The organism is Mucilaginibacter rubeus (assembly GCF_003286415.2).
Taxonomy (GTDB): Bacteria; Bacteroidota; Bacteroidia; order Sphingobacteriales; family Sphingobacteriaceae; genus Mucilaginibacter; species Mucilaginibacter rubeus_A.
Window position 1 is genome coordinate 3,832,176 of the sequence record NZ_CP043450.1, and the last position, 17,342, is coordinate 3,849,517.

Consider the following 17,342-nt stretch of genomic DNA (forward strand, 5'->3'; position numbering starts at 1 on the left):
ATATGTCTTTAAAATCTATTGCCCCTATGTTATACACCCGGCAGGTACGGGAAACTGTCGACTTTTATGTTACTAACCTCGGCTTTACCTGTATCGGATACGATGAAGATTGGGGATGGGCTACCGTAAGCCGCGATGATATCGAAATCATGTTTGCTTTACCGGTTGATAACGCATCATTCACTGTGCCTAAATTTACAGGCTCGTTTTATATCCGTACCGATAAGGTAGACCTATTATGGAGCGAACTTAAAGACAGGGCAGTAATTTGCTATCCTATTGAGGATTTTAATTACGGTATGCGCGAGTTTGGTGTTTTTGACTACAACGGTTACCTGCTGCAATTCGGGATGCCGATTGAGTGATAACCGAATATAAAAGCAAGGGTATGCGCGATTCCCCTCTTGAGAGGGGCGGAGGGGTGTGTTTCGCTTTGTTTACATACTAATCGCATAAACACACCCCTGCAACCCCTCTTTCCCGCCGCGCCCCCTCTCAAGAGGGGATTTTTTGCTGCATTAATTTAGCATAATTTCCTATTTTTAAAGGGCAAAAACCTACTTAAAAATGCGCAAACTATATTTCCTTATACTTTTCATTGCTTTTACCGGCACTATAAATACCTGCGCCGCTCAAAGCGTTATACTTAAAAGCAAAGATCAACGCATCCGTTATACCGGGCGCATTAACCAAACCGATGAAGCTGCCGAACTTTACTGGACAGGTTCATCACTCAAAATCAATTTCAACGGAACCGGCGCGTCGGCCCTGATGCAGGACGAACGTGGTGAAAATTATTATACCATCGTTGTTGATGATAAAGTGATCAACACCATCCACCTTGATAATACTAAGCAGGCCTACACACTGGCCGAAAATCTGCCGGCCGGCAAACACACCCTCGAATTATTTAAACGTACCGAATGGGATAAAGGCAAAACTCTTTTTTACCAGTTTATTTTAGCTAAAGAGGGTACAGCACTCCCGCCACCGGAGGCTAAAAAGCGTAAGATCGAGTTTTTCGGTAATTCCATCACCTGTGGGTATGCCGATGAGGACACTACCGGGCAAGACCGTGGTACGGCCCCTTACGAAAACGGATATCTGAGCTATGCCGCGCTAACCGCACGTCACTTTGATGCACAGTATGTTTGTACCTCAAAAAGTGGTATCGGCATCACGGTAAGCTGGTTTCCGCTCATCATGCCCGAAATGTATAACCGCCTGGATCCAACAGACCCAACAAGCATCTGGGATTTCAAAAAGTATACACCTGATGTTGTGGTGATTAACCTGTTTCAGAATGACTCATGGATTGTAAACCAGCCCAACAATCCACAATTTAAAGAGCGTTTTGGCACCAAAGCGCCAGAGCCTGACCAGATCATAAAAGCTTATAAAGATTTTGTAAAAAATATCCGGAAGACTTATCCCAAAGCGCAGATCATTTGCGCGTTAGGCAGTATGGATGCAACCAAAGCGGGATCGCCCTGGCCCGGCTATATTGAAAAGGCCGTTGCCGCTTTAAACGACAAGCAGATCTATACCCATTTTATTCCATACAAAAACACACCAGGTCACCCAAGCCTTAAAGAGCAACAAGCCATGGCCGATGATTTGATTGCCTTTATGGAGAAGACGGTTAAGTGGTGATTAAGGCTTTTTTAAAATCACAAACGTAGAGAGAAATAAAACATGTCATTGCGAGCGAAGCGTGGCAATCGCACGGAAGCACTACCGCTCTGTATAGCATGCGATTGCTTCGTCGTTCCTTCTCGCAATGACATGGATTTATTAAGAGATATTATTACTCCCCTACCTTCTGCTGATCGGGCACTTCATTTGGGCCGGGGATATTTGTTTGCTGTTTCTTTTCGCTATCCCCGTCGTCATCGGCAGTCCCTTCCTGGTATGGCTGTTGTGGGTTGGGCTTTTTATCATCGGTTTCAGTTTCGCCAGTATCCTCTTCTGACCGGCCGTTTTGCGAAGCACTGATCACATCGCTGTAATTAGCATTGCCCGCCTGGTTTGGATCTTTAAAATTGCTGTTTTCCGGGTGTTCTTCGGCAGGTTGAGTACGGTTAAAGTACTCGTTGTTGTTGCCGGCCATTTGCGAAGGATTGTCTTTATCATTTCCTGCCGGGGTAATGTTGTTCTGACCGAAATTTTGCCCGCCCATACCTTTACCCTCCATGCCTTCATCGTCCGGGCTTTTCATTTCCGAACTACCAAACAGGTAGCTCCTTTTCAGGTCTTTTTCTTCCTCGTTATGATCATCCTCCACACGGTATGCGTTAGGTTTGTTCTCTTCCTGTTCGGGGCGATTAAGCTCATCGCTGCTCAACTCTTCATCTCTTAATTCCATAGGTTTTGATATTTGATGTATTAATTATTAATAAAATAATTTTCTAATTGTTTTATTAAACCTATAAATCAATCTGCTTATGTCATTACGAGCGATAGCGCGGCAACAGCACAGAAGCACGACCGCCCTGTATAGCATGCGATTGCTTCGTCGCACCTCCTCGCAATGACGAAACTTTATTTACGTTATCTGTTTACAGCCATCTGTAAAGCATATTTAGTACATTTACGATAACCAATTATAATATATGAATAAAGTAGTTAGTGGTGCCGACGAGGCTATCCGCGACATTACCGACGGCATGACCCTCATGCTGGGCGGCTTCGGTTTATGCGGGTTGCCCGAAAATTGTATTGCCGCGCTGGTGAAAAAAGGGGTTAAACAACTCACCTGTATCTCCAACAATGCCGGGGTTGATGACTTCGGTATCGGTCTGATGCTGAAACAACGCCAGGTAAAAAAAATGATCTCATCGTACGTAGGTGAAAATGCCGAATTTGAACGCCAGCTGTTAAGCGGTGAACTGGAGGTTGACCTGATACCACAAGGTACGCTGGCCACCCGCTGTATGGCTGCCGGTTATGGTATGCCCGCCATATTTACCCCTGCCGGTATAGGAACCGAAGTGGCGGAAGGCAAGGAAGTACGCAATTTTAATGGCAAGGATTATTTAATGGAGATGGCCTTTGATGCCGATTTCGCCATTGTAAAAGCCTGGAAGGGCGATACTATGGGTAACCTGGTATACCGTTCTACCGCCCGCAATTTTAACCCGGTAATGGCCATGGCCGGTAAAATAACCATTGCCGAAGTAGAAGAACTGGTACAACCCGGCGAACTTGACCCTGATCATATCCATACACCCGGTATTTATGTGCATAGAATTTTTCAGGGTGTGGACTATGAAAAACGGATTGAACATGTAACGGTGAGGAACAAACAATAAAGAATATGTCATTGCGAGCGAAGCGTGGCAATCTCGTAGCCTATGCATGTCCGATCTGTATAGCTACGAGATTGCTTCGTCGTTCCTCCTCGCAATGACATGATTTAATAAAGAAGATTATGCTTGATAAACAAGGCATCGCAAAGCGAATAGCGAAAGAAATAAAAGACGGTTACTATGTTAACCTCGGCATTGGCATACCTACACTGGTGGCCAATTATATACCTGATACCATGGATGTGGTACTACAATCAGAGAATGGCTTACTGGGTATGGGGCCCTTTCCTTTTGACGGCGAAGAAGACCCGGACATTATTAACGCGGGCAAACAAACCATCACCATACTGCCCGGCTCGGCCATATTTGATTCGGCTATGAGTTTTGGGATGATCAGGGCTAAAAAAGTAAACCTCACCATCCTTGGTGCTATGGAAGTATCCGAAAACGGCGATATCGCCAACTGGAAAATCCCCGGCAAAATGGTTAAAGGCATGGGTGGTGCTATGGATCTGGTTGCATCAGCAGAAAACATCATTGTAGCCATGCAACAGGTAAATAAAGCAGGCGAATCAAAGCTCCTGCCCCAATGCAGTTTACCGCTAACAGGTGTGCACTGCGTAAAAAAAATAGTGACCGAACTCGGTGTATATGACGTTTTACCAGAAGGTGGTTTCAGGCTAATAGAACGTGCGCCGGGTGTAAGTGTTGAAGAAATTAAACAGGCTACAGCCGGGAAACTTATTGTTGAGGGAGATGTGCCGGAGATAATGGTTTAAATAAGCCCGAAATTACTAACCTTATTGTCATTTCGAACGAACGAGCGGGAGAGCCTTCGTGCGATTGCAGTGAGGAGAAATCTTATACGTCATGCTAATGAACAGGCAATGTTTAAACACCTGGCGTATAAGATTTCTCCTCATAACAGCCCTCAATCCCCTGCCCATTCGTTCGAAATGACAGTAGTTTTGCAATATGAGAAACACTATCTTTAAAACATGGATTTCATGTTTGGAATAGTTGGGATGATTGGCATGGCCATAGCCGGTCTGCTGTATTTTATACCTGCCATTGTAGCCCGCGAAAAGGCCGACTTTAAATCGATCTTCCTGCTTAACCTGTTTCTGGGTTGGACCATCATCGGTTGGATTATGGCACTTGTATGGGCATTTGAAAAAGAAAAAGCGCCTTTGGATCATTATAAACCAGGCTATCCTGGATATACAACCGAAAACGCGCTTAAACTTCGAGCCCTGCAAAACCAATTTGATGCGGGGGTTATCACTAAAACAGATTATGACAATGCCCTCAGAAACATCTTAGGCAATAATCCGCATTAAAAAAGCTTCTTCCTTAAATCGGCCGAGATCTCTTCGGTAATCACCATAATATCCTCTGCAACGTGAGTGTTGTTGGTGATCACACGATCGCACTCATCTTTATAAGGCAGCAGGTATTCTTTATATGCCGGTACAACGTGATTGATCCATTTGTACATCACATCATCATGCGAATAGCCACGCTCTATCAAATCGCGTTTAAGACGACGCTGCAGCGCTACATCTTCATCAGCATCGATAAAAACCTTCAGATCAAGCAACTCGGCAATATCTTTAAAATGTAGAATAAACAAACCTTCCACTATTAAAATAGGTGCCGGCTTGATCTCTATCATTTTAGGGATAGCATCGGGGTTATTAAAAGTATATTCCTGCTTCAGGATAGCTTCCTTATTTAAAAGCTTGCTGATATCCTGCTGAAAATGTTCGTGATCAATAGTTGAAGGAAGATCAAAGTTATACTCTTTGTTTTCTTCCTTCGTCATGTTATGTGCTACCGGAATGTAATAATCATCCTGCGATACGAGGCTCACCTCGTCGGCAGTAAAATGTTCTAAAAAGCACTTTAAGAAAAAGGTTTTGCCTGAGCCGCTTCCGCCGGCAATTCCAATAATATAAGGTTTATTCATTCGGGCTACCGTAGCTGATATTTACCTGGAAACGTTTGTCTAAAGCACCTAAAGCATCGGCAGTGTTTTTGGTCATGATGATCAAAACATTTTTGTTTGTTTCGTTATCGGTAAAACGGCCAACAACCTTTGCAAAGGTGGTATGATTGTTCATAGGGTTTGTAATTTTAATGATGGTGCCAATTGGCGCTGTACGGTGCAGTACCAGTTCCTTTTTAGGATCTAAACCGGCATCGTCCATCCAGGTGGCTACACCTTTCTCAATTTTTTCGTACAGGCCAAAACGGTTGGCTTTGCCGTGATCTCCACCGGTGGTATCTTGTTGCGCTACAACAGTAGTCGAGTCGCGTTGCATTACCGGTTCTTTAGTTTCCTGAGGAGGTAAACCGGTGCGCACGTTAATAACCTGGTTGGGGGCTACAGAATCAGAACTTAGTTTATTAAGTGCTTTAATATCATCTACAGAAGTATTAAAACGTTTAGCGATAGAATATAAGGTCTCGCCTGCTGATACTTTGTATTGCTGTACATTAAGCATGCTTACTTTTTTAACAGTATCAGCAACTGCCTGTTGCGTTTTGGCTACTGCAGTTTGTACTACAGGGGCAGGTGAACTTACCTGTTGCTGAACCTGTGGTTTGCTTTGCTGAACCGGAGCTTGTGTAACAGGCTTATTTTGCTGTTGTTGCGCAGGCGGCGGAGTAGTTGTCGCTACCTGTTTTGCGGGTTGGGCAGCAGACGCAGACTCGCCAGAAAAAGGCAACTCAGTAGGAACTTTTATTGTACCTCCGATTTTAAGCGGTGCATTATTATTAAATTGTATAATGGCTTTAGGGCTAACGTTGTAACGGCGGCCTATTGAGTAGTAGTTATCTTTGGGATCGAGCTTATGAACAATTACCTTTTTACCGTTAAGGTTTTCAACACCAACTGAGTCGGCAAGCGGGTTAGCAAAAATTGATATGGAGAATGTGAGTAAAGGAGTGACCAATAATAAAATCTTAAATTTCATGATAATTTATAAATACAGTAAATTACAATTTCAACACTATTAAGCCCGATCTGTTTTTTAAATAGATAAGCTGATTATTATGTAGTACAAACGCCTCGGGTTGCATTTTTTGTATAGCGTTGTGTAACAAATCATGATACAAAAGGGTACCCTCCTCGTTATATACAAACAAGTGCTGTTCAAGATGCTCCTGCAAAAGCGTGTGCAAAGATACAATTCTGAAACTATTGTAGCCGATATAATGAACCGCATTTGCATGTACGCTAAGCGGTAAATATAAATTATTTACTTCCGCGGCAGGCAACAGTTGGGGGCTCACGATCTTATTATCCTGAGGTTGATCGATAACCGGTTCATACCCTCTTAAAGTAGCCCCCGTTTTTACATCAATTAACAATAACTTCCGGGGTTGTAACTGGGCGTTATAAACCACAGGACCATTGGCCGACAGATGATCAAAGGCTAAAGTAAAATTGCTCCACAATTCTTTGCCAGATACAGCTTCAATAGCGGTGATACCCTTATGTATCGGCCCTGTTGCCGACTGGTAATTATGCAGCAGCAAAACACCATCATAAGCGGCCTCAATACCGGTAAGCCAGCGTTCGGGTGTGGTAAAACCTTCAAAATAAACACCGCCGTGTTGCAGGCTCAAGGCCGAAAAACTAACCTGTTTATTGACATGGTCCCTTATTTCGAGGAACAGCGTTTGGCTGATCTCGTCAATTTCCATACGCCAAACCGGGGCCTGGTAAGTTTTGCTGATGAAGGGTAAAAGCGAAGTCATAAAGTTGCAAATATGCTCATTAAAATCAAAACTGTTTACCTTTGCCAAACATTGCCGGCAGCGGCATGTTACACTTAAAAACATCACTATTATTTATGGACGCAAAAGAAATAAGCCTCGAAGAAGTTAAAGTAAAACCGGTAGTTGACCACCTGAACGATCTGTTGGCAAACTATCATATCCATTATCAAAAACTGCGCGGCTGCCACTGGAACGTTAAAGGCACAAGCTTTTTTACCCTGCACCTGAAATTTGAAGAACTGTACACTGCGGCATTGGTCACCATCGACGAGCTTGCCGAAAGGATCCTGAGCCTTGGCAAACCTCCTATCAGCACCTTTAAAGATTATATCGAAACATCAATCATCAAAGAGATCCAGACTATTGGCTTGAAAGATACCCTGATGGTTAAAGCTATTATTGATGACCTGGCCTCATTAATTAAAATGGAACGTGAAATACTGAATATCACCGCAGAAGCTGGTGACGACGGCACCAATGATATGATTAACCGTTTCATGCAGTTTAACGAAAAAAATACCTGGATGCTGCGTTCATTCGTAAACGAAGACTAATCCACGAATAATCATACCGTAAAAAAGCCGTACCGTATTAATCCCGGTACGGCTTTTTTTGCAAAACGGGGTTTACAGCAGCCTGCATATTTAGTATATTTGCACTGTACAAACTGCCACTGTTTTGATGGTGAATATGTTCTGTTATTTTCCTATGGTGTAATGGTATCACGTCAGATTCTGGCTCTGAAGATTGAGGTTCGAGCCCTTGTAGGAAAACTAATAACTCAAGCCCTTAGCAATACAGCTAAGGGCTTTTTTCATGCGCATACACGCATTTTTGAGGATTTATGAAAAAAAATGCAAATTTCGGATTCATCCTAAGTCGTTAAGTTTTGCTATCTTTTTTTCGAGCTTATCGATCACATCGACCTTAGCCGTAAAACCACCGATATTTATATAGCTACTGATTGGTCTATTATCGACCAGGTTCAGGTTGGGGTATTGAGTTTGTTAAAAGAAAAAAGTAATCTATAACTGCTCAAGTTTCAGAATAAGTTTTTCAGTCGTTTTGACAACAAATGCCTACTATCCTGACCGAATCGTTTACTTTATTATAACCAAACGGTTCAATAAGTTCGCCAAAGCTGGAGTTAAAGAAAGAAGACGAGATTGGTGTACTGCCGGTAAAGGATATCTCAGCTAATTGATTTTTTTAGGAACTTGAACTTGCCATTGATCTTCTCACCACTTTAAAAAAATATTGCGAATACGCTTAAGGGTTTCATTAGTAACCCTTAGTAAAAGACGATGATATGCAGCTGAAACCTCTGGAGAGATTCAGGATATTCCGGATCAATTCGTTATACCTGTGTCGGGCTGTATGGTTGATCGTTTGCTTTAAGTGTGGTAACTCAAAGTTATCCTTATTTGCTCACTCGCTATTCCCTTTTATGAACCCTCAACTTAAGTTAATAAAATAATAATTAATTATTATTTTATTAACAGTTAAATAAATGCTTTTTTGTTATATTTGTTGCATATCTAAACAATTATCATGAAAAAAAATCTGTTTATTAATTTAGCACTTATTGCTATCGCTACAACAATCTTTTCTTGCAAAAAGGAAATTCACCAAAATGTGCAAGATGAAGATAAAATCTCTGCTGCGCCTGTTACAAGTAAAAACGGCAGGCTGGTATTTAAAAACAGCAACGCTTTTAAAGAAACCGTAAGCACATTGATTAATAAAGACTCGAATTACTTAACAAAATGGGAAAGTGATTTTAATTTTATCTCATTAAGAAGCGATTCATCAGCATCACGAATTTACGACAGCTTCGACTTTCCCACATTCTATGGGGCTATTTTAAACAATAAAGGCGAGTATATGATAGCCGACACGATTGTTTATTTTAATAATGGTTACAAATATTTGGTTCCCAATAATGATGAAGCATTGTTAAATAAAATTAAAAAAGACCCCTCAATTGCAACGTTAAAATTCAAAGCAGGGGTTGTGCCGATAAGCACTTCATCTATTGTTAAATCTGGTTCTCTTTCTACAGAAAGCACATCGCTTCCCGGAGGCGGAACTGATGCACGTTATCAATATCAATTTTTAAGAAACGGAGATCCTAACAGCCAACGTAAATTTGTATTTGAAATTTTCAATTATGTTGAAGCTGCCGGCCAAACTTCGATATGTTATGTACGCACACGTATAAAACAAGAATATTTAGGTGGCAACAAACCTGGGAACTGGTTACCTACCTCTTCGGAGACTTATGAAAAAAAGATAACCGGCATGAATTTTCAGGTTGCTTTTTTCAATACCGGTAACGGAACTTTAAGTTACGTAAATGGTTCAAACATTAATTTGTCAGAAACAGATATCACCAAGCTTGACTATACTTTATGTACATTTCAAGCATCTCGACCAAATATAACGGTTACCTTAACAGGCAATTACTACGCAAAAGTATTGCCACCGTGGAATGTTGATGGTAAAAGTACTTACACAGCCAACGTATCCTGGTAATATATGATCTGAAAATGTCAAAAAAACCTTTAGTCGAAAAGACTGAAGGTTTTTTTGCTTCTGGTCGGTATTGTTACCGCACTATATCAAACTTTACGATAAAAAAACACCCCAGGTTTATGAGAAGCTATTACTACAGGGCACTCGGATCGGGCCAGCAACGCTTTAACGAAGCCCGAGGGCACATCGATTGCTGAAGATCCAAAACCCCGTAACAACGGTGATGATAACATCCGCATAACGGTTTTCTGCAATCATTCTATCTTTGAATTTATCATGGTAAGATTAGTAATAGATATTCCTGATGGCAAAAGCATTTTGGTTAAACAAATACTTAAGGAGCTTGGAGTGATTATACAACAAGAATTAAAGACGGAATCATCTGTCTACAAAAACAAACTATCTCAAGTTTCCACATGGAGCGAAGAAGGTTTAGAAATCTACTCTTTCCCTAATCGCTCCGAATAAACCCCTCCTATTATTAACATTGAAGTGGAAGTTTTATTAGATATAGCTGAAAAAAGCCATAACATATGCTTATCTATTCCGATTCCATTTAAGCCTTCGTATGCGCTTCCAATCGGTGAGCAGCAATCCGAGTAAAAAATCAAGAATGGCAATCATAAATTTAGATTTGATAAATAAAGATAGCTATTAAATAACGATAAAATTTATTTCCTCAAAAAAGACATTGCCGCCGCGCTACCCACACCCAATGTTAAACCCGCGGCTACATCTGTTGGATAATGAACGCCGAGGTACATTCTTGAATAGCTGGTAGCCCCTGCCCAAAAGAAGGATGGCGCTATCACGTACCATTTAGGGTAAGCAGCCGATAAGGCGGTAGCCGTGGCAAAACTTGATGAAGTATGTCCTGAAGGGAATGAAGTACCGCCTGCCCGGTAAACCGGTGTAATATTGATATTCTGGATAAATGGTCGCGGTCGTTTTACCAAATGTTTTATCAGTAGCATAAAACCGTATGATACCGCAGTGCCGCTGGCTACATAGCCCGCATTCTGTCGCATTTCTTTATTGTTACTTACAATTCCGCCTACCAACAAACCGGCCGGAATGCCAATATCGCCATACAAAACATTTTTGCTGAGGAACATAAAAAAGCCGGTTTGACCAGGGGTGCGATGATTTTGCAGATCGATCATCACACGATCGTCCCAGCGTTGAACAGCCGGAGGAATAAATGCCGGACTATTCACAGTGATCTTTGCCGAATCGGCCTGTGCGAAGGCCTTGTTTGTAAAACAAGTTAATAAACCCTGCACATGAATTAAAACTACCAGGAATTTAAGCGGGGAGATTTTTTTCATAGGCGATAGCTGACAAACCTTTCGCTTTTAGCGGTTTCACTATGACGCGAAGGTAGCTATAAATACCTTCTGCGTGCGGAAAAGACTTACGAAGTTTTTGAAACTTCGTAAGTCTGGCATCTGCAACTCTATACGGGCACTCTTTATAATTAGCATTATCCCAATTTCTCAATGATCTCGGCAGTAGTACCTACCTCGCCAATCCTCGGGAAAATATATTTGAAGCTGTGGTCATGCGCTTCGGCAAACATATCGGTCATGGCATCGCTTGCAAAGGCAATGTTGTAGGCATAGTCATTAGCCGAACGCGCGGTACCTTCAACACCAATGCTTGTTGCTACACCGGCCAGTACTATCTGGGTGACGCCTCTTTTCTGCAACTCCTCATGCAGGGCTGTATTATAAAAAGCGCCCCATGTTTTCTTGATAATGAAAATATCAGTTGGCTCAGTTTTTATTTCGGGAGCGATTTCATTCCAGTCGGCGGGAAGTTCGGCCATAGCGGGACTTTTGGCATCGCGCCTTGTTTTAAATGAACCGCTGATTGGTTCAACGTGAACAATAACGATAGGTTTACCGGCTTTGCGGAAAGCTTCAACCAATTGGGCCGATTTTTGAAGGATACCGTCCATCGGATGAGCGCATTGCAACTGCACGATGTACTTTTGCAAATCTATCAATACCAATGCTGCATTTTGATCAATTGTAGTTATCATAGTTATTTGATTGTTTAATATTTAAGGAATAACTTCTGTAGGTTGCTGCTGCAAAGCAGCCGCTGCGGCTGCCTTTTTCAGCCGGCTCCGTCTTAAAAAGCTAAAGTGTATAATACCTAACAGGAGTGCCACCATGCCTTCGGCCATTACTGTATCTGGTACACCTATTTTTTGCGATACCGCGCCAATAAGTAAACCGCCAAGCGGCTGCATCCCAAAAAAGGACATGGCGTAGTAACTGATCACCCTGCCGCGCATTTCAGGACTGGCGGTAGTTTGAATAATGGTATTGCCAATGGTAACCTGCGACATCATGCCGAAACCGATAAAAGCTGCGAAGAACAATGCTACCGGGTAATTATGCATGTGCGAAAACACGATCAACCCTACTCCAAATATCAGCGTATTAATAGCGAGGATCCTTTTCAGATCGGTGCCGGCACTCAACGAGGCCAGGAAGATCCCGCCGCCAAAAGCGCCGAGCCCTATCACGCTGTCTATCACCCCAAAGGTTGATGCCGTGCCTTTAAAAATATCCTTAGCGTAAACCGGGATCAGTGTACTAAAAGGCAACACGAATAAGCTTACCGTAGCAAGCATCAGCAGCATAAACTTAATGGTGGGTGTGTTTTGGATGTATTCGAAACCATCTTTCAGATCGGCAAGTACATTTTTACCGTGTGGCTTGGGAGCAAATTTGGGCAGGCGCATCATCAGCAACGAGCCAATTACCGCTATAAAGCTTACCGCGTTAGCCCCGAAACAAACCGAATCGCCAAATTTTTCGATGATCAAACCTGCAATGCCCGGCCCTATCAGGCGCGACAGGTTTACCATAGATGAATTAAGCGCAAGTGCATTAGGCAGATCGGATTTATCATCAACCATCTCGTAAACCAGCGATTGCCGTGCAGGCACATCAAACGCGTTAATGAGCCCCAACATAGCGGTTAAAGCCAGAATTGCCCAAATCGAATAATAGCCGAAATACACCAGCAATGTAAGCAGAACAGCCTGCACCATTGAGGCTACCTGCGTAAATAACAGCACTTTAAAACGGTTGTACCTATCGGATACTACGCCCCCGATAAACGAAAACAGGAATGATGGAAAAAGGCTGGCGAACAAGGTTAGCCCCAGCATAAACTTGGAGTGTGTTTGCGAATAGATCACCCAGCTTACAGCAGTTTTCTGCATCCAGGTACCCAATAACGAAACCGATTGCCCGCCGAAATACAACCGGTAGTTGCGGCTTTTAAAAGCGTTGAATGTAGTTATCTTGCTCATCTGATTCTGCTGTCGGTTCAATCAATCAAAATTCAACAATTTGGCCAGCGGGGCCAGCGCTTTCTTCAATATCTCCTGCTCTTCGGCAGTACAGGTGGCCTCAAGGGCCCGGTTAAGCCACTCGTCTTTTTCGCTTCTTGATTTATGAATTAGGCTGATCCCTTCTTCCGAAAGCGAGATGATCACCTTACGTTTATCCAGTTCAGAGATGCGCCTTTTGACAAGCCCAAGGTTAAGCAGGTTGCTCAATATCTGCGACATGGATTGTGTGGTGATCTTTTCCATAGCTGCCAGTTCATTAGGCAGTATCTCTTCATATTGAAATATCAAGGCCAGGGTCGATCGCTCGGTCAGGGAAAGTTTCTCGGCGGTTGCCGAAGTCTTCCTGATCTTTTTGCTGAGCCTGCCTATGATAAACCTCAATTCGGAAGCCAGCTGGATCTCTTTTTCGTCGCTCATATATTTAATCAGTTAAACTTGTAAGTTTACCTTACAAATATAGAGATTGATTTGTTAAGGGAATGTAAAACCTGACCGCTGATTTTTTGATTCCGCTGAAAACCGATCAGCTTACATAAATATCGGCAACTAATATGCATTGACAACCACACCCAGTTAAAAAATCAGCGTAATCAAGGTAATCAATCTCAATCAACGGTTCGTTTTTCGTAATTTTACCCCGTGCCTGCTCCTGAAAAGAAAACAACATCTGTAAGAAAGAAAGCGCCTGCCCGTAAAAAACCGGTAGTCAAAACAAAACAACAGTCTGGCTTTTCCACATCATGGATAGTGGCAATCGGTGCTTTACTGCTCATCCTGCTCTCCCCTTTTTATTACGGCTATATTTTAAAATTCGGCAGCGCCACCTGGCGGTGGATCATGGATGCCGGAGAGGATACGCATTACCGTAAATACAAGGACTTTGCTATTCATATTCCCGACGGATACTCGGTGTATGGCGTTGATGTATCATCGTACCAGGGCCGTATAAACTGGAAACAGGTAAAAGCCATGCGTGAGGGCGACGTACATGTAAGCTTTGCATTTATAAAAGCTACCGAAGGTGTGTTAAGTGTCGACCCATATTTTCAGCGCAACTGGCGAGAGGCACCAAAAGCGGGTATTATGTGCGGCGCTTATCATTTTTTTCTTCCGCAAAAAAGCGGCGTATGGCAAGCCAAGTTTTTTTTGCAAACGGTAAAAACCGAAAAAGGCGACCTCCCTATGGTGGTTGATATAGAGCGGCTATATCGAACCAGTCCCGAAAAAATGAGGGAACAATTAGAGAGTTTTATCAAAACCATTGAAACCCGTACAGGCATCAAGCCTATTATATACACTAACCTTAAGTTTTACCAGGATTACCTGGAAGGTTATTTTGATGGTTATACGCTTTGGATAGCGCATTATTATCAACCTAAATTGCTTGTATCAAACAAAACCAACTGGAAATTTTGGCAGCACTCAGATAAGGCCCACGTTAATGGCATTAACCACGTGGTGGATTTCAATGTTTTTAAAGGTGATAGTACGGAATTTGAAAAATTACTGGTACCGTAGGTATTATCTCTCTCTGGCATTTCGACGAACCCGACTGGGACTGATGCGTTGGAGGTGAGGAGAAATCTTATACGAGCGGTTTCAAGCAGGGCGAATAACGCATGTCGTATAAGATTTCTCACCCTTGCCTCTCTATTTCCCCCTCAAAGGGTTCGAAATGACAACGTGTTTTCAATTATTTGCAATCTATTGCCGCTGCTTACGATAAAGGAAATACGACCCTCCCAAAATCACCAAAAACACCAATGGCATAACACGGTTTGCTACCGGATCACCTGAAACCGTGTGCGCTATAAAAGCTGAAACAAATACAAAAGTAAATCCAGCATAGGCCCACTCTTTCACCTTTGCCGGTACGGGTACTAATAATACCACGGCTCCAATAAGTTTGGCTATTGCCAGTTCAATCCTGAAATAATCCGGAAAACCTAAATGATGAAACGCGGTGGTCATTTCAGGTTTGGTTAAGTATGCGTATGATGAAAATACCATCATCAAGGCTACTATTGCGGTCAGTATCCAGTAAAAAATCTTAGTTGCTTTCATTTTATTAATTATTTGCCGCAAACTTAGCTACCTTTACTTTCAAAAAGATACTACTATCCTAAAGGATACCGGTATCGTTGAGGATAGCAGCATGAACAACGGAAAAGTCATTCACAATAAAGAGGCCTGCAACGCCGCGGTAAACGCCGTGCGCGATACACTTTACGTAGTTAACGGCAAATGGAAATTACTAATGCTGGTAAGTTTAATGACCGGTCCTAAACGGTTTAAGGAGCTTCAGCGCGATCTCGAAAACATCACACCCAAGGTACTCTCTAAAGAGCTAAGGGACCTGGAATTGAACGGCTTTATTAAGAGAACAGTTTATGATACTACTCCGGTAACCGTAATTTATGAACGTACGGAATATGCTAATTCATTGAGCAATGTTATAAATGAGATGCGCGAGTGGGGCTTGAAACACCGCGAGCATATAAAACAAATGAGCCGGGAAGAGGCAGAAGCCCGTAAGGCTATGGTTGTTTAATTATATTCAACTTCATTTTCAGTACAAAACGTCTTTGCCTGGTAAGCAAAGGCGTTTTGTATTAAATAACAATATTACGCTTTTTTCCTTTCGGGATGATGGGCGCTGTCCCTGCTTGATGTTTGATCGGAACGTTGCCCGCCCGCGTTACTGATGCCTTTTTGTTTTTGCGCATCATTGTGGTTAGTAAAGGCACGATCGGCAGTTGATTTGCCTTGTGTATTAGCATTATTCTTAAAATCCTGTTGAGCTTTCATAGTAGCTATATTTAAATTCAACAATATTTATTATAAATACTACAGGCCAATCGCGATTGAGTTTTATAAAATTTGCCCTAAAACTACTCGTAACCGGTAGTGGCATTATTCACGAGTTCCATAGCGCCCTCTGCCCCAAGGCGTTCCATCAAATTAAATTCTTTTGACTCAAGGCGATTGTAATTGGTAAAAAAGGCCTCTATCTGGTCGGTAAGGCTATGCGGCAACTGCGCAGCATCATGCAGATCGGTAAAAAATTTTGACACCACAGGCACTGCCAGCAGCCTGTCGTTACGGTAACGTTTTCCTTCCGGACTGGTTTGCTCTACCTTAAAAGCCCCTATTAACCTGCAATCACACAACCTGGAAAAGTACTTATCTCTGATATCACCAGCACATCCAGCGGATCGCCATCGCCCCCAACGGTATTGGGTATAAACCCAAAATCAAATGGAAAAACCATGCCGGCAGGTAATAATTTTTTAAGTTTAAACTGCTTTGTCGCGGTATCGTAATCATACTTGTGCCCACTGCCTTTGGGCGTTTCCACAATTACCGTAATGCCGTTTTCTAAATTATCCATGTTTTATCTTATTATAGACCGGGGATCTTTATTCCTGCCGCTTTGATATCCTGCAAAATGTTTTCCTGAACGGCCAGCTTCGTATCCTGAAAACCATGGGCATGCACCCATACGTTCACCCCTACCCGGTAACCATCCGGATCTAATCCGGCAACGCCAATCCTGCGGTTAGGCGACTCCAATATATTCTCTGATTTATTAATGGCCGAGTCAATAACCGACTTTACCTGGTTATAATCTATATTATTGGCAAACTTCAGTTCAATATCCAGCCTTCGGGTACCTTCCCTGCTGATGTTAATGATCACCTCGTTTGATAATTTGCCGTTAGGAACAATAACTATCCGGTTATCAAAAGTTTTCACAATGGTATAAAAGATCTGGATGGCGGTAACCGTTCCTTCAAGTCCCTGGGTTATGATATTTTCGCCTACAACAAAAGGCTTGAGCAACAGGATAAGCACCCCGCTGGCAAAATTTTGCAGCGTACCAGAAAGTGCTAAACCTGCAGCTACACCAAAAGCGCCAACCAATGCGGTAAACAGCGTTATAGGGATTCCCATGATCTGCACCACGCCCAGTATCAGCAACACACGGAGTATAACCCCTACAAGGCTTTGCAAAAACGGCTTTATGGTAGGATCTATTTCCTTTTTTTGCATGTGCGCCTGCCACCATTTTAACAGCAGGTTAATCATCCAAAGACCTATAAACAAAACCACTAAACCTATCAAAAAACTGGGTGCATAACGGATCACCCATATATAAAGCTGGTCATAAAACTTCTCTATCTTCATAACACAAACGCTAAGCTTCCGAATAAAAAACAATTAAAGCTTAACGCTTATTTGAGGGAACAGTTTGTTTTAACAACCATTTAACACTTCGGCCCATTAAGTGTTAATAATTGTTAAAAGTGTTAAATTTCAATACGTTACCAATCTTA

The 17,342-nt window shown here is 42.4% G+C and carries 22 protein-coding genes and 1 pseudogene; 10 read left to right on the forward strand and 13 right to left on the reverse strand.

Annotated elements, in window-relative coordinates:
* The first annotated feature begins 2 nt into the window (after nt 1-2).
* Together DEO27_RS15060 and DEO27_RS15065 are read left to right on the forward strand one after the other, a co-directional pair.
* On the forward strand, nt 3-365 hold the full coding sequence (locus DEO27_RS15060; protein ID WP_208645480.1) for a VOC family protein: 363 nt from the start codon (nt 3-5) through the stop codon (nt 363-365).
* Nucleotides 366-567: 202 nt separating this feature from the next.
* On the forward strand, nt 568-1,653 hold the full coding sequence (locus DEO27_RS15065; protein WP_112573829.1) for an SGNH/GDSL hydrolase family protein: 1,086 nt from the start codon (nt 568-570) through the stop codon (nt 1,651-1,653).
* A gap of 154 nt (nt 1,654-1,807) precedes the next feature.
* On the opposite strand, the gene DEO27_RS15070 is transcribed toward DEO27_RS15065, so the two are convergent.
* Complete coding sequence (locus tag DEO27_RS15070) at nt 1,808-2,365, reverse strand: hypothetical protein (protein ID WP_112573830.1); 558 nt, start codon at nt 2,363-2,365, stop codon at nt 1,808-1,810.
* A gap of 247 nt (nt 2,366-2,612) precedes the next feature.
* On the opposite strand from DEO27_RS15070, the gene DEO27_RS15075 reads away from it, so the two are divergent.
* The 3 genes from DEO27_RS15075 to DEO27_RS15085 all read left to right on the forward strand — a co-directional run bounded on the left by DEO27_RS15075 (nt 2,613) and on the right by DEO27_RS15085 (nt 4,648).
* On the forward strand, nt 2,613-3,311 hold the full coding sequence (locus DEO27_RS15075; protein WP_112573831.1) for a CoA transferase subunit A: 699 nt from the start codon (nt 2,613-2,615) through the stop codon (nt 3,309-3,311).
* Nucleotides 3,312-3,430: 119 nt separating this feature from the next.
* Nucleotides 3,431-4,087, forward strand: coding sequence for a 3-oxoacid CoA-transferase subunit B (locus DEO27_RS15080; protein ID WP_112573832.1), 657 nt, complete (start codon nt 3,431-3,433; stop codon nt 4,085-4,087).
* A gap of 219 nt (nt 4,088-4,306) precedes the next feature.
* Nucleotides 4,307-4,648 carry a superinfection immunity protein gene (locus tag DEO27_RS15085; RefSeq protein WP_112573833.1) on the forward strand — a complete coding sequence of 114 codons (342 nt, stop codon included), beginning with the start codon at nt 4,307-4,309 and terminating at the stop codon, nt 4,646-4,648.
* Here the strand turns inward: DEO27_RS15085 and DEO27_RS15090 are convergent.
* Genes DEO27_RS15090 through DEO27_RS15100 form a run of 3 tightly spaced genes read right to left on the reverse strand, consistent with a single transcriptional unit; the run spans nt 4,645 to nt 7,076 of the window.
* Nucleotides 4,645-5,277 carry a uridine kinase gene (locus DEO27_RS15090; protein WP_112573834.1) on the reverse strand — a complete coding sequence of 211 codons (633 nt, stop codon included), beginning with the start codon at nt 5,275-5,277 and terminating at the stop codon, nt 4,645-4,647. The two genes, DEO27_RS15085 and DEO27_RS15090, sit on opposite strands and share 4 nt — an antisense overlap.
* A complete protein-coding gene (locus tag DEO27_RS15095; protein ID WP_112573835.1) occupies nt 5,270-6,289 on the reverse strand; it encodes a LysM peptidoglycan-binding domain-containing protein in 1,020 nt (339 codons plus the stop codon). The genes DEO27_RS15090 and DEO27_RS15095 overlap by 8 nt, the downstream gene beginning before the upstream one ends.
* Before the next feature lie 22 nt (nt 6,290-6,311).
* Entirely contained in the window at nt 6,312-7,076 is a 765-nt protein-coding gene (locus tag DEO27_RS15100) for a DUF4905 domain-containing protein (RefSeq protein ID WP_190295099.1), read from the reverse strand.
* A 95-nt stretch (nt 7,077-7,171) separates the two neighbouring features.
* Between DEO27_RS15100 and DEO27_RS15105 the strand changes: the two genes are divergently transcribed.
* Nucleotides 7,172-7,651, forward strand: a complete 480-nt coding sequence (locus DEO27_RS15105; RefSeq protein ID WP_112573837.1) for a Dps family protein — start codon at nt 7,172-7,174, stop codon at nt 7,649-7,651.
* A 502-nt stretch (nt 7,652-8,153) separates the two neighbouring features.
* Here the strand turns inward: DEO27_RS15105 and DEO27_RS31990 are convergent.
* Entirely contained in the window at nt 8,154-8,288 is a 135-nt protein-coding gene (locus DEO27_RS31990; protein ID WP_190295434.1) for an STAS-like domain-containing protein, read from the reverse strand.
* Nucleotides 8,289-8,648: 360 nt separating this feature from the next.
* On the opposite strand from DEO27_RS31990, the gene DEO27_RS15110 reads away from it, so the two are divergent.
* Nucleotides 8,649-9,632 (forward strand): hypothetical protein, encoded by a 984-nt coding sequence (locus DEO27_RS15110; RefSeq protein WP_112573838.1) that lies wholly within the window; start codon nt 8,649-8,651, stop codon nt 9,630-9,632.
* Nucleotides 9,633-9,908: 276 nt separating this feature from the next.
* Entirely contained in the window at nt 9,909-10,100 is a 192-nt protein-coding gene (locus DEO27_RS15115; protein ID WP_112573839.1) for a hypothetical protein, read from the forward strand.
* A 203-nt stretch (nt 10,101-10,303) separates the two neighbouring features.
* On the opposite strand, the gene DEO27_RS15120 is transcribed toward DEO27_RS15115, so the two are convergent.
* From DEO27_RS15120 to DEO27_RS15135, 4 genes are all read right to left on the reverse strand, one after another.
* Complete coding sequence (locus tag DEO27_RS15120; RefSeq protein ID WP_223817949.1) at nt 10,304-10,960, reverse strand: phosphatase PAP2 family protein; 657 nt, start codon at nt 10,958-10,960, stop codon at nt 10,304-10,306.
* A 155-nt stretch (nt 10,961-11,115) separates the two neighbouring features.
* A complete protein-coding gene (locus tag DEO27_RS15125; protein ID WP_112573840.1) occupies nt 11,116-11,676 on the reverse strand; it encodes an isochorismatase family protein in 561 nt (186 codons plus the stop codon).
* Nucleotides 11,677-11,697: 21 nt separating this feature from the next.
* Entirely contained in the window at nt 11,698-12,963 is a 1,266-nt protein-coding gene (locus tag DEO27_RS15130; protein WP_112573841.1) for an MFS transporter, read from the reverse strand.
* Between the two features lie 21 nt (nt 12,964-12,984).
* Nucleotides 12,985-13,422, reverse strand: a complete 438-nt coding sequence (locus DEO27_RS15135) for a MarR family winged helix-turn-helix transcriptional regulator (protein WP_112573842.1) — start codon at nt 13,420-13,422, stop codon at nt 12,985-12,987.
* Nucleotides 13,423-13,644: 222 nt separating this feature from the next.
* On the opposite strand from DEO27_RS15135, the gene DEO27_RS15140 reads away from it, so the two are divergent.
* Nucleotides 13,645-14,523, forward strand: coding sequence for a glycoside hydrolase family 25 protein (locus tag DEO27_RS15140; protein ID WP_112573843.1), 879 nt, complete (start codon nt 13,645-13,647; stop codon nt 14,521-14,523).
* 186 nt (nt 14,524-14,709) lie between these two features.
* Here the strand turns inward: DEO27_RS15140 and DEO27_RS15145 are convergent, their stop codons facing one another.
* Nucleotides 14,710-15,069, reverse strand: coding sequence for a DoxX family protein (locus tag DEO27_RS15145; RefSeq protein WP_112573844.1), 360 nt, complete (start codon nt 15,067-15,069; stop codon nt 14,710-14,712).
* Nucleotides 15,070-15,160: 91 nt separating this feature from the next.
* Here DEO27_RS15145 and DEO27_RS15150 point away from each other — a divergent pair, with 91 nt between their 5' ends.
* Nucleotides 15,161-15,556, forward strand: a complete 396-nt coding sequence (locus DEO27_RS15150; RefSeq protein ID WP_112573845.1) for a winged helix-turn-helix transcriptional regulator — start codon at nt 15,161-15,163, stop codon at nt 15,554-15,556.
* Between the two features lie 74 nt (nt 15,557-15,630).
* Here the strand turns inward: DEO27_RS15150 and DEO27_RS15155 are convergent, their stop codons facing one another.
* The 3 genes and pseudogenes from DEO27_RS15155 to DEO27_RS15170 all read right to left on the reverse strand — a co-directional run bounded on the left by DEO27_RS15155 (nt 15,631) and on the right by DEO27_RS15170 (nt 17,193).
* A complete protein-coding gene (locus DEO27_RS15155) occupies nt 15,631-15,813 on the reverse strand; it encodes a hypothetical protein (RefSeq protein ID WP_112573846.1) in 183 nt (60 codons plus the stop codon).
* A gap of 83 nt (nt 15,814-15,896) precedes the next feature.
* A pseudogene (locus tag DEO27_RS31995) lies at nt 15,897-16,396 on the reverse strand (inorganic diphosphatase).
* 11 nt (nt 16,397-16,407) lie between these two features.
* Nucleotides 16,408-17,193: a mechanosensitive ion channel family protein gene (locus tag DEO27_RS15170; RefSeq protein WP_112573849.1), complete on the reverse strand. Its 786-nt coding sequence runs from the start codon at nt 17,191-17,193 to the stop codon at nt 16,408-16,410.
* Nucleotides 17,194-17,342 lie beyond the last annotated feature (149 nt).

What these genes read in the sequence shown, in the direction of transcription:
- DEO27_RS15120 (WP_223817949.1), bottom strand. Translation starts at nt 10,960, where the DNA reads ATGAAAAAAATCTCCCCGCTTAAATTCCTGGTAGTTTTAATTCATGTG.
- DEO27_RS15075 (WP_112573831.1), top strand. Translation starts at nt 2,613, where the DNA reads ATGAATAAAGTAGTTAGTGGTGCCGACGAGGCTATCCGCGACATTACC.
- DEO27_RS15080 (WP_112573832.1), top strand. Translation starts at nt 3,431, where the DNA reads ATGCTTGATAAACAAGGCATCGCAAAGCGAATAGCGAAAGAAATAAAA.
- DEO27_RS15155 (WP_112573846.1), bottom strand. Translation starts at nt 15,813, where the DNA reads ATGAAAGCTCAACAGGATTTTAAGAATAATGCTAATACACAAGGCAAA.
- DEO27_RS15115 (WP_112573839.1), top strand. Translation starts at nt 9,909, where the DNA reads ATGGTAAGATTAGTAATAGATATTCCTGATGGCAAAAGCATTTTGGTT.
- DEO27_RS15150 (WP_112573845.1), top strand. Translation starts at nt 15,161, where the DNA reads ATGAACAACGGAAAAGTCATTCACAATAAAGAGGCCTGCAACGCCGCG.
- DEO27_RS15145 (WP_112573844.1), bottom strand. Translation starts at nt 15,069, where the DNA reads ATGAAAGCAACTAAGATTTTTTACTGGATACTGACCGCAATAGTAGCC.
- DEO27_RS15170 (WP_112573849.1), bottom strand. Translation starts at nt 17,193, where the DNA reads ATGAAGATAGAGAAGTTTTATGACCAGCTTTATATATGGGTGATCCGT.
- DEO27_RS15105 (WP_112573837.1), top strand. Translation starts at nt 7,172, where the DNA reads ATGGACGCAAAAGAAATAAGCCTCGAAGAAGTTAAAGTAAAACCGGTA.
- DEO27_RS15135 (WP_112573842.1), bottom strand. Translation starts at nt 13,422, where the DNA reads ATGAGCGACGAAAAAGAGATCCAGCTGGCTTCCGAATTGAGGTTTATC.
- DEO27_RS15110 (WP_112573838.1), top strand. Translation starts at nt 8,649, where the DNA reads ATGAAAAAAAATCTGTTTATTAATTTAGCACTTATTGCTATCGCTACA.
- DEO27_RS15070 (WP_112573830.1), bottom strand. Translation starts at nt 2,365, where the DNA reads ATGGAATTAAGAGATGAAGAGTTGAGCAGCGATGAGCTTAATCGCCCC.
- DEO27_RS15060 (WP_208645480.1), top strand. Translation starts at nt 3, where the DNA reads ATGTCTTTAAAATCTATTGCCCCTATGTTATACACCCGGCAGGTACGG.
- DEO27_RS15130 (WP_112573841.1), bottom strand. Translation starts at nt 12,963, where the DNA reads ATGAGCAAGATAACTACATTCAACGCTTTTAAAAGCCGCAACTACCGG.
- DEO27_RS15090 (WP_112573834.1), bottom strand. Translation starts at nt 5,277, where the DNA reads ATGAATAAACCTTATATTATTGGAATTGCCGGCGGAAGCGGCTCAGGC.
- DEO27_RS15100 (WP_190295099.1), bottom strand. Translation starts at nt 7,076, where the DNA reads ATGACTTCGCTTTTACCCTTCATCAGCAAAACTTACCAGGCCCCGGTT.
- DEO27_RS15065 (WP_112573829.1), top strand. Translation starts at nt 568, where the DNA reads ATGCGCAAACTATATTTCCTTATACTTTTCATTGCTTTTACCGGCACT.
- DEO27_RS15095 (WP_112573835.1), bottom strand. Translation starts at nt 6,289, where the DNA reads ATGAAATTTAAGATTTTATTATTGGTCACTCCTTTACTCACATTCTCC.
- DEO27_RS15085 (WP_112573833.1), top strand. Translation starts at nt 4,307, where the DNA reads ATGGATTTCATGTTTGGAATAGTTGGGATGATTGGCATGGCCATAGCC.
- DEO27_RS15125 (WP_112573840.1), bottom strand. Translation starts at nt 11,676, where the DNA reads ATGATAACTACAATTGATCAAAATGCAGCATTGGTATTGATAGATTTG.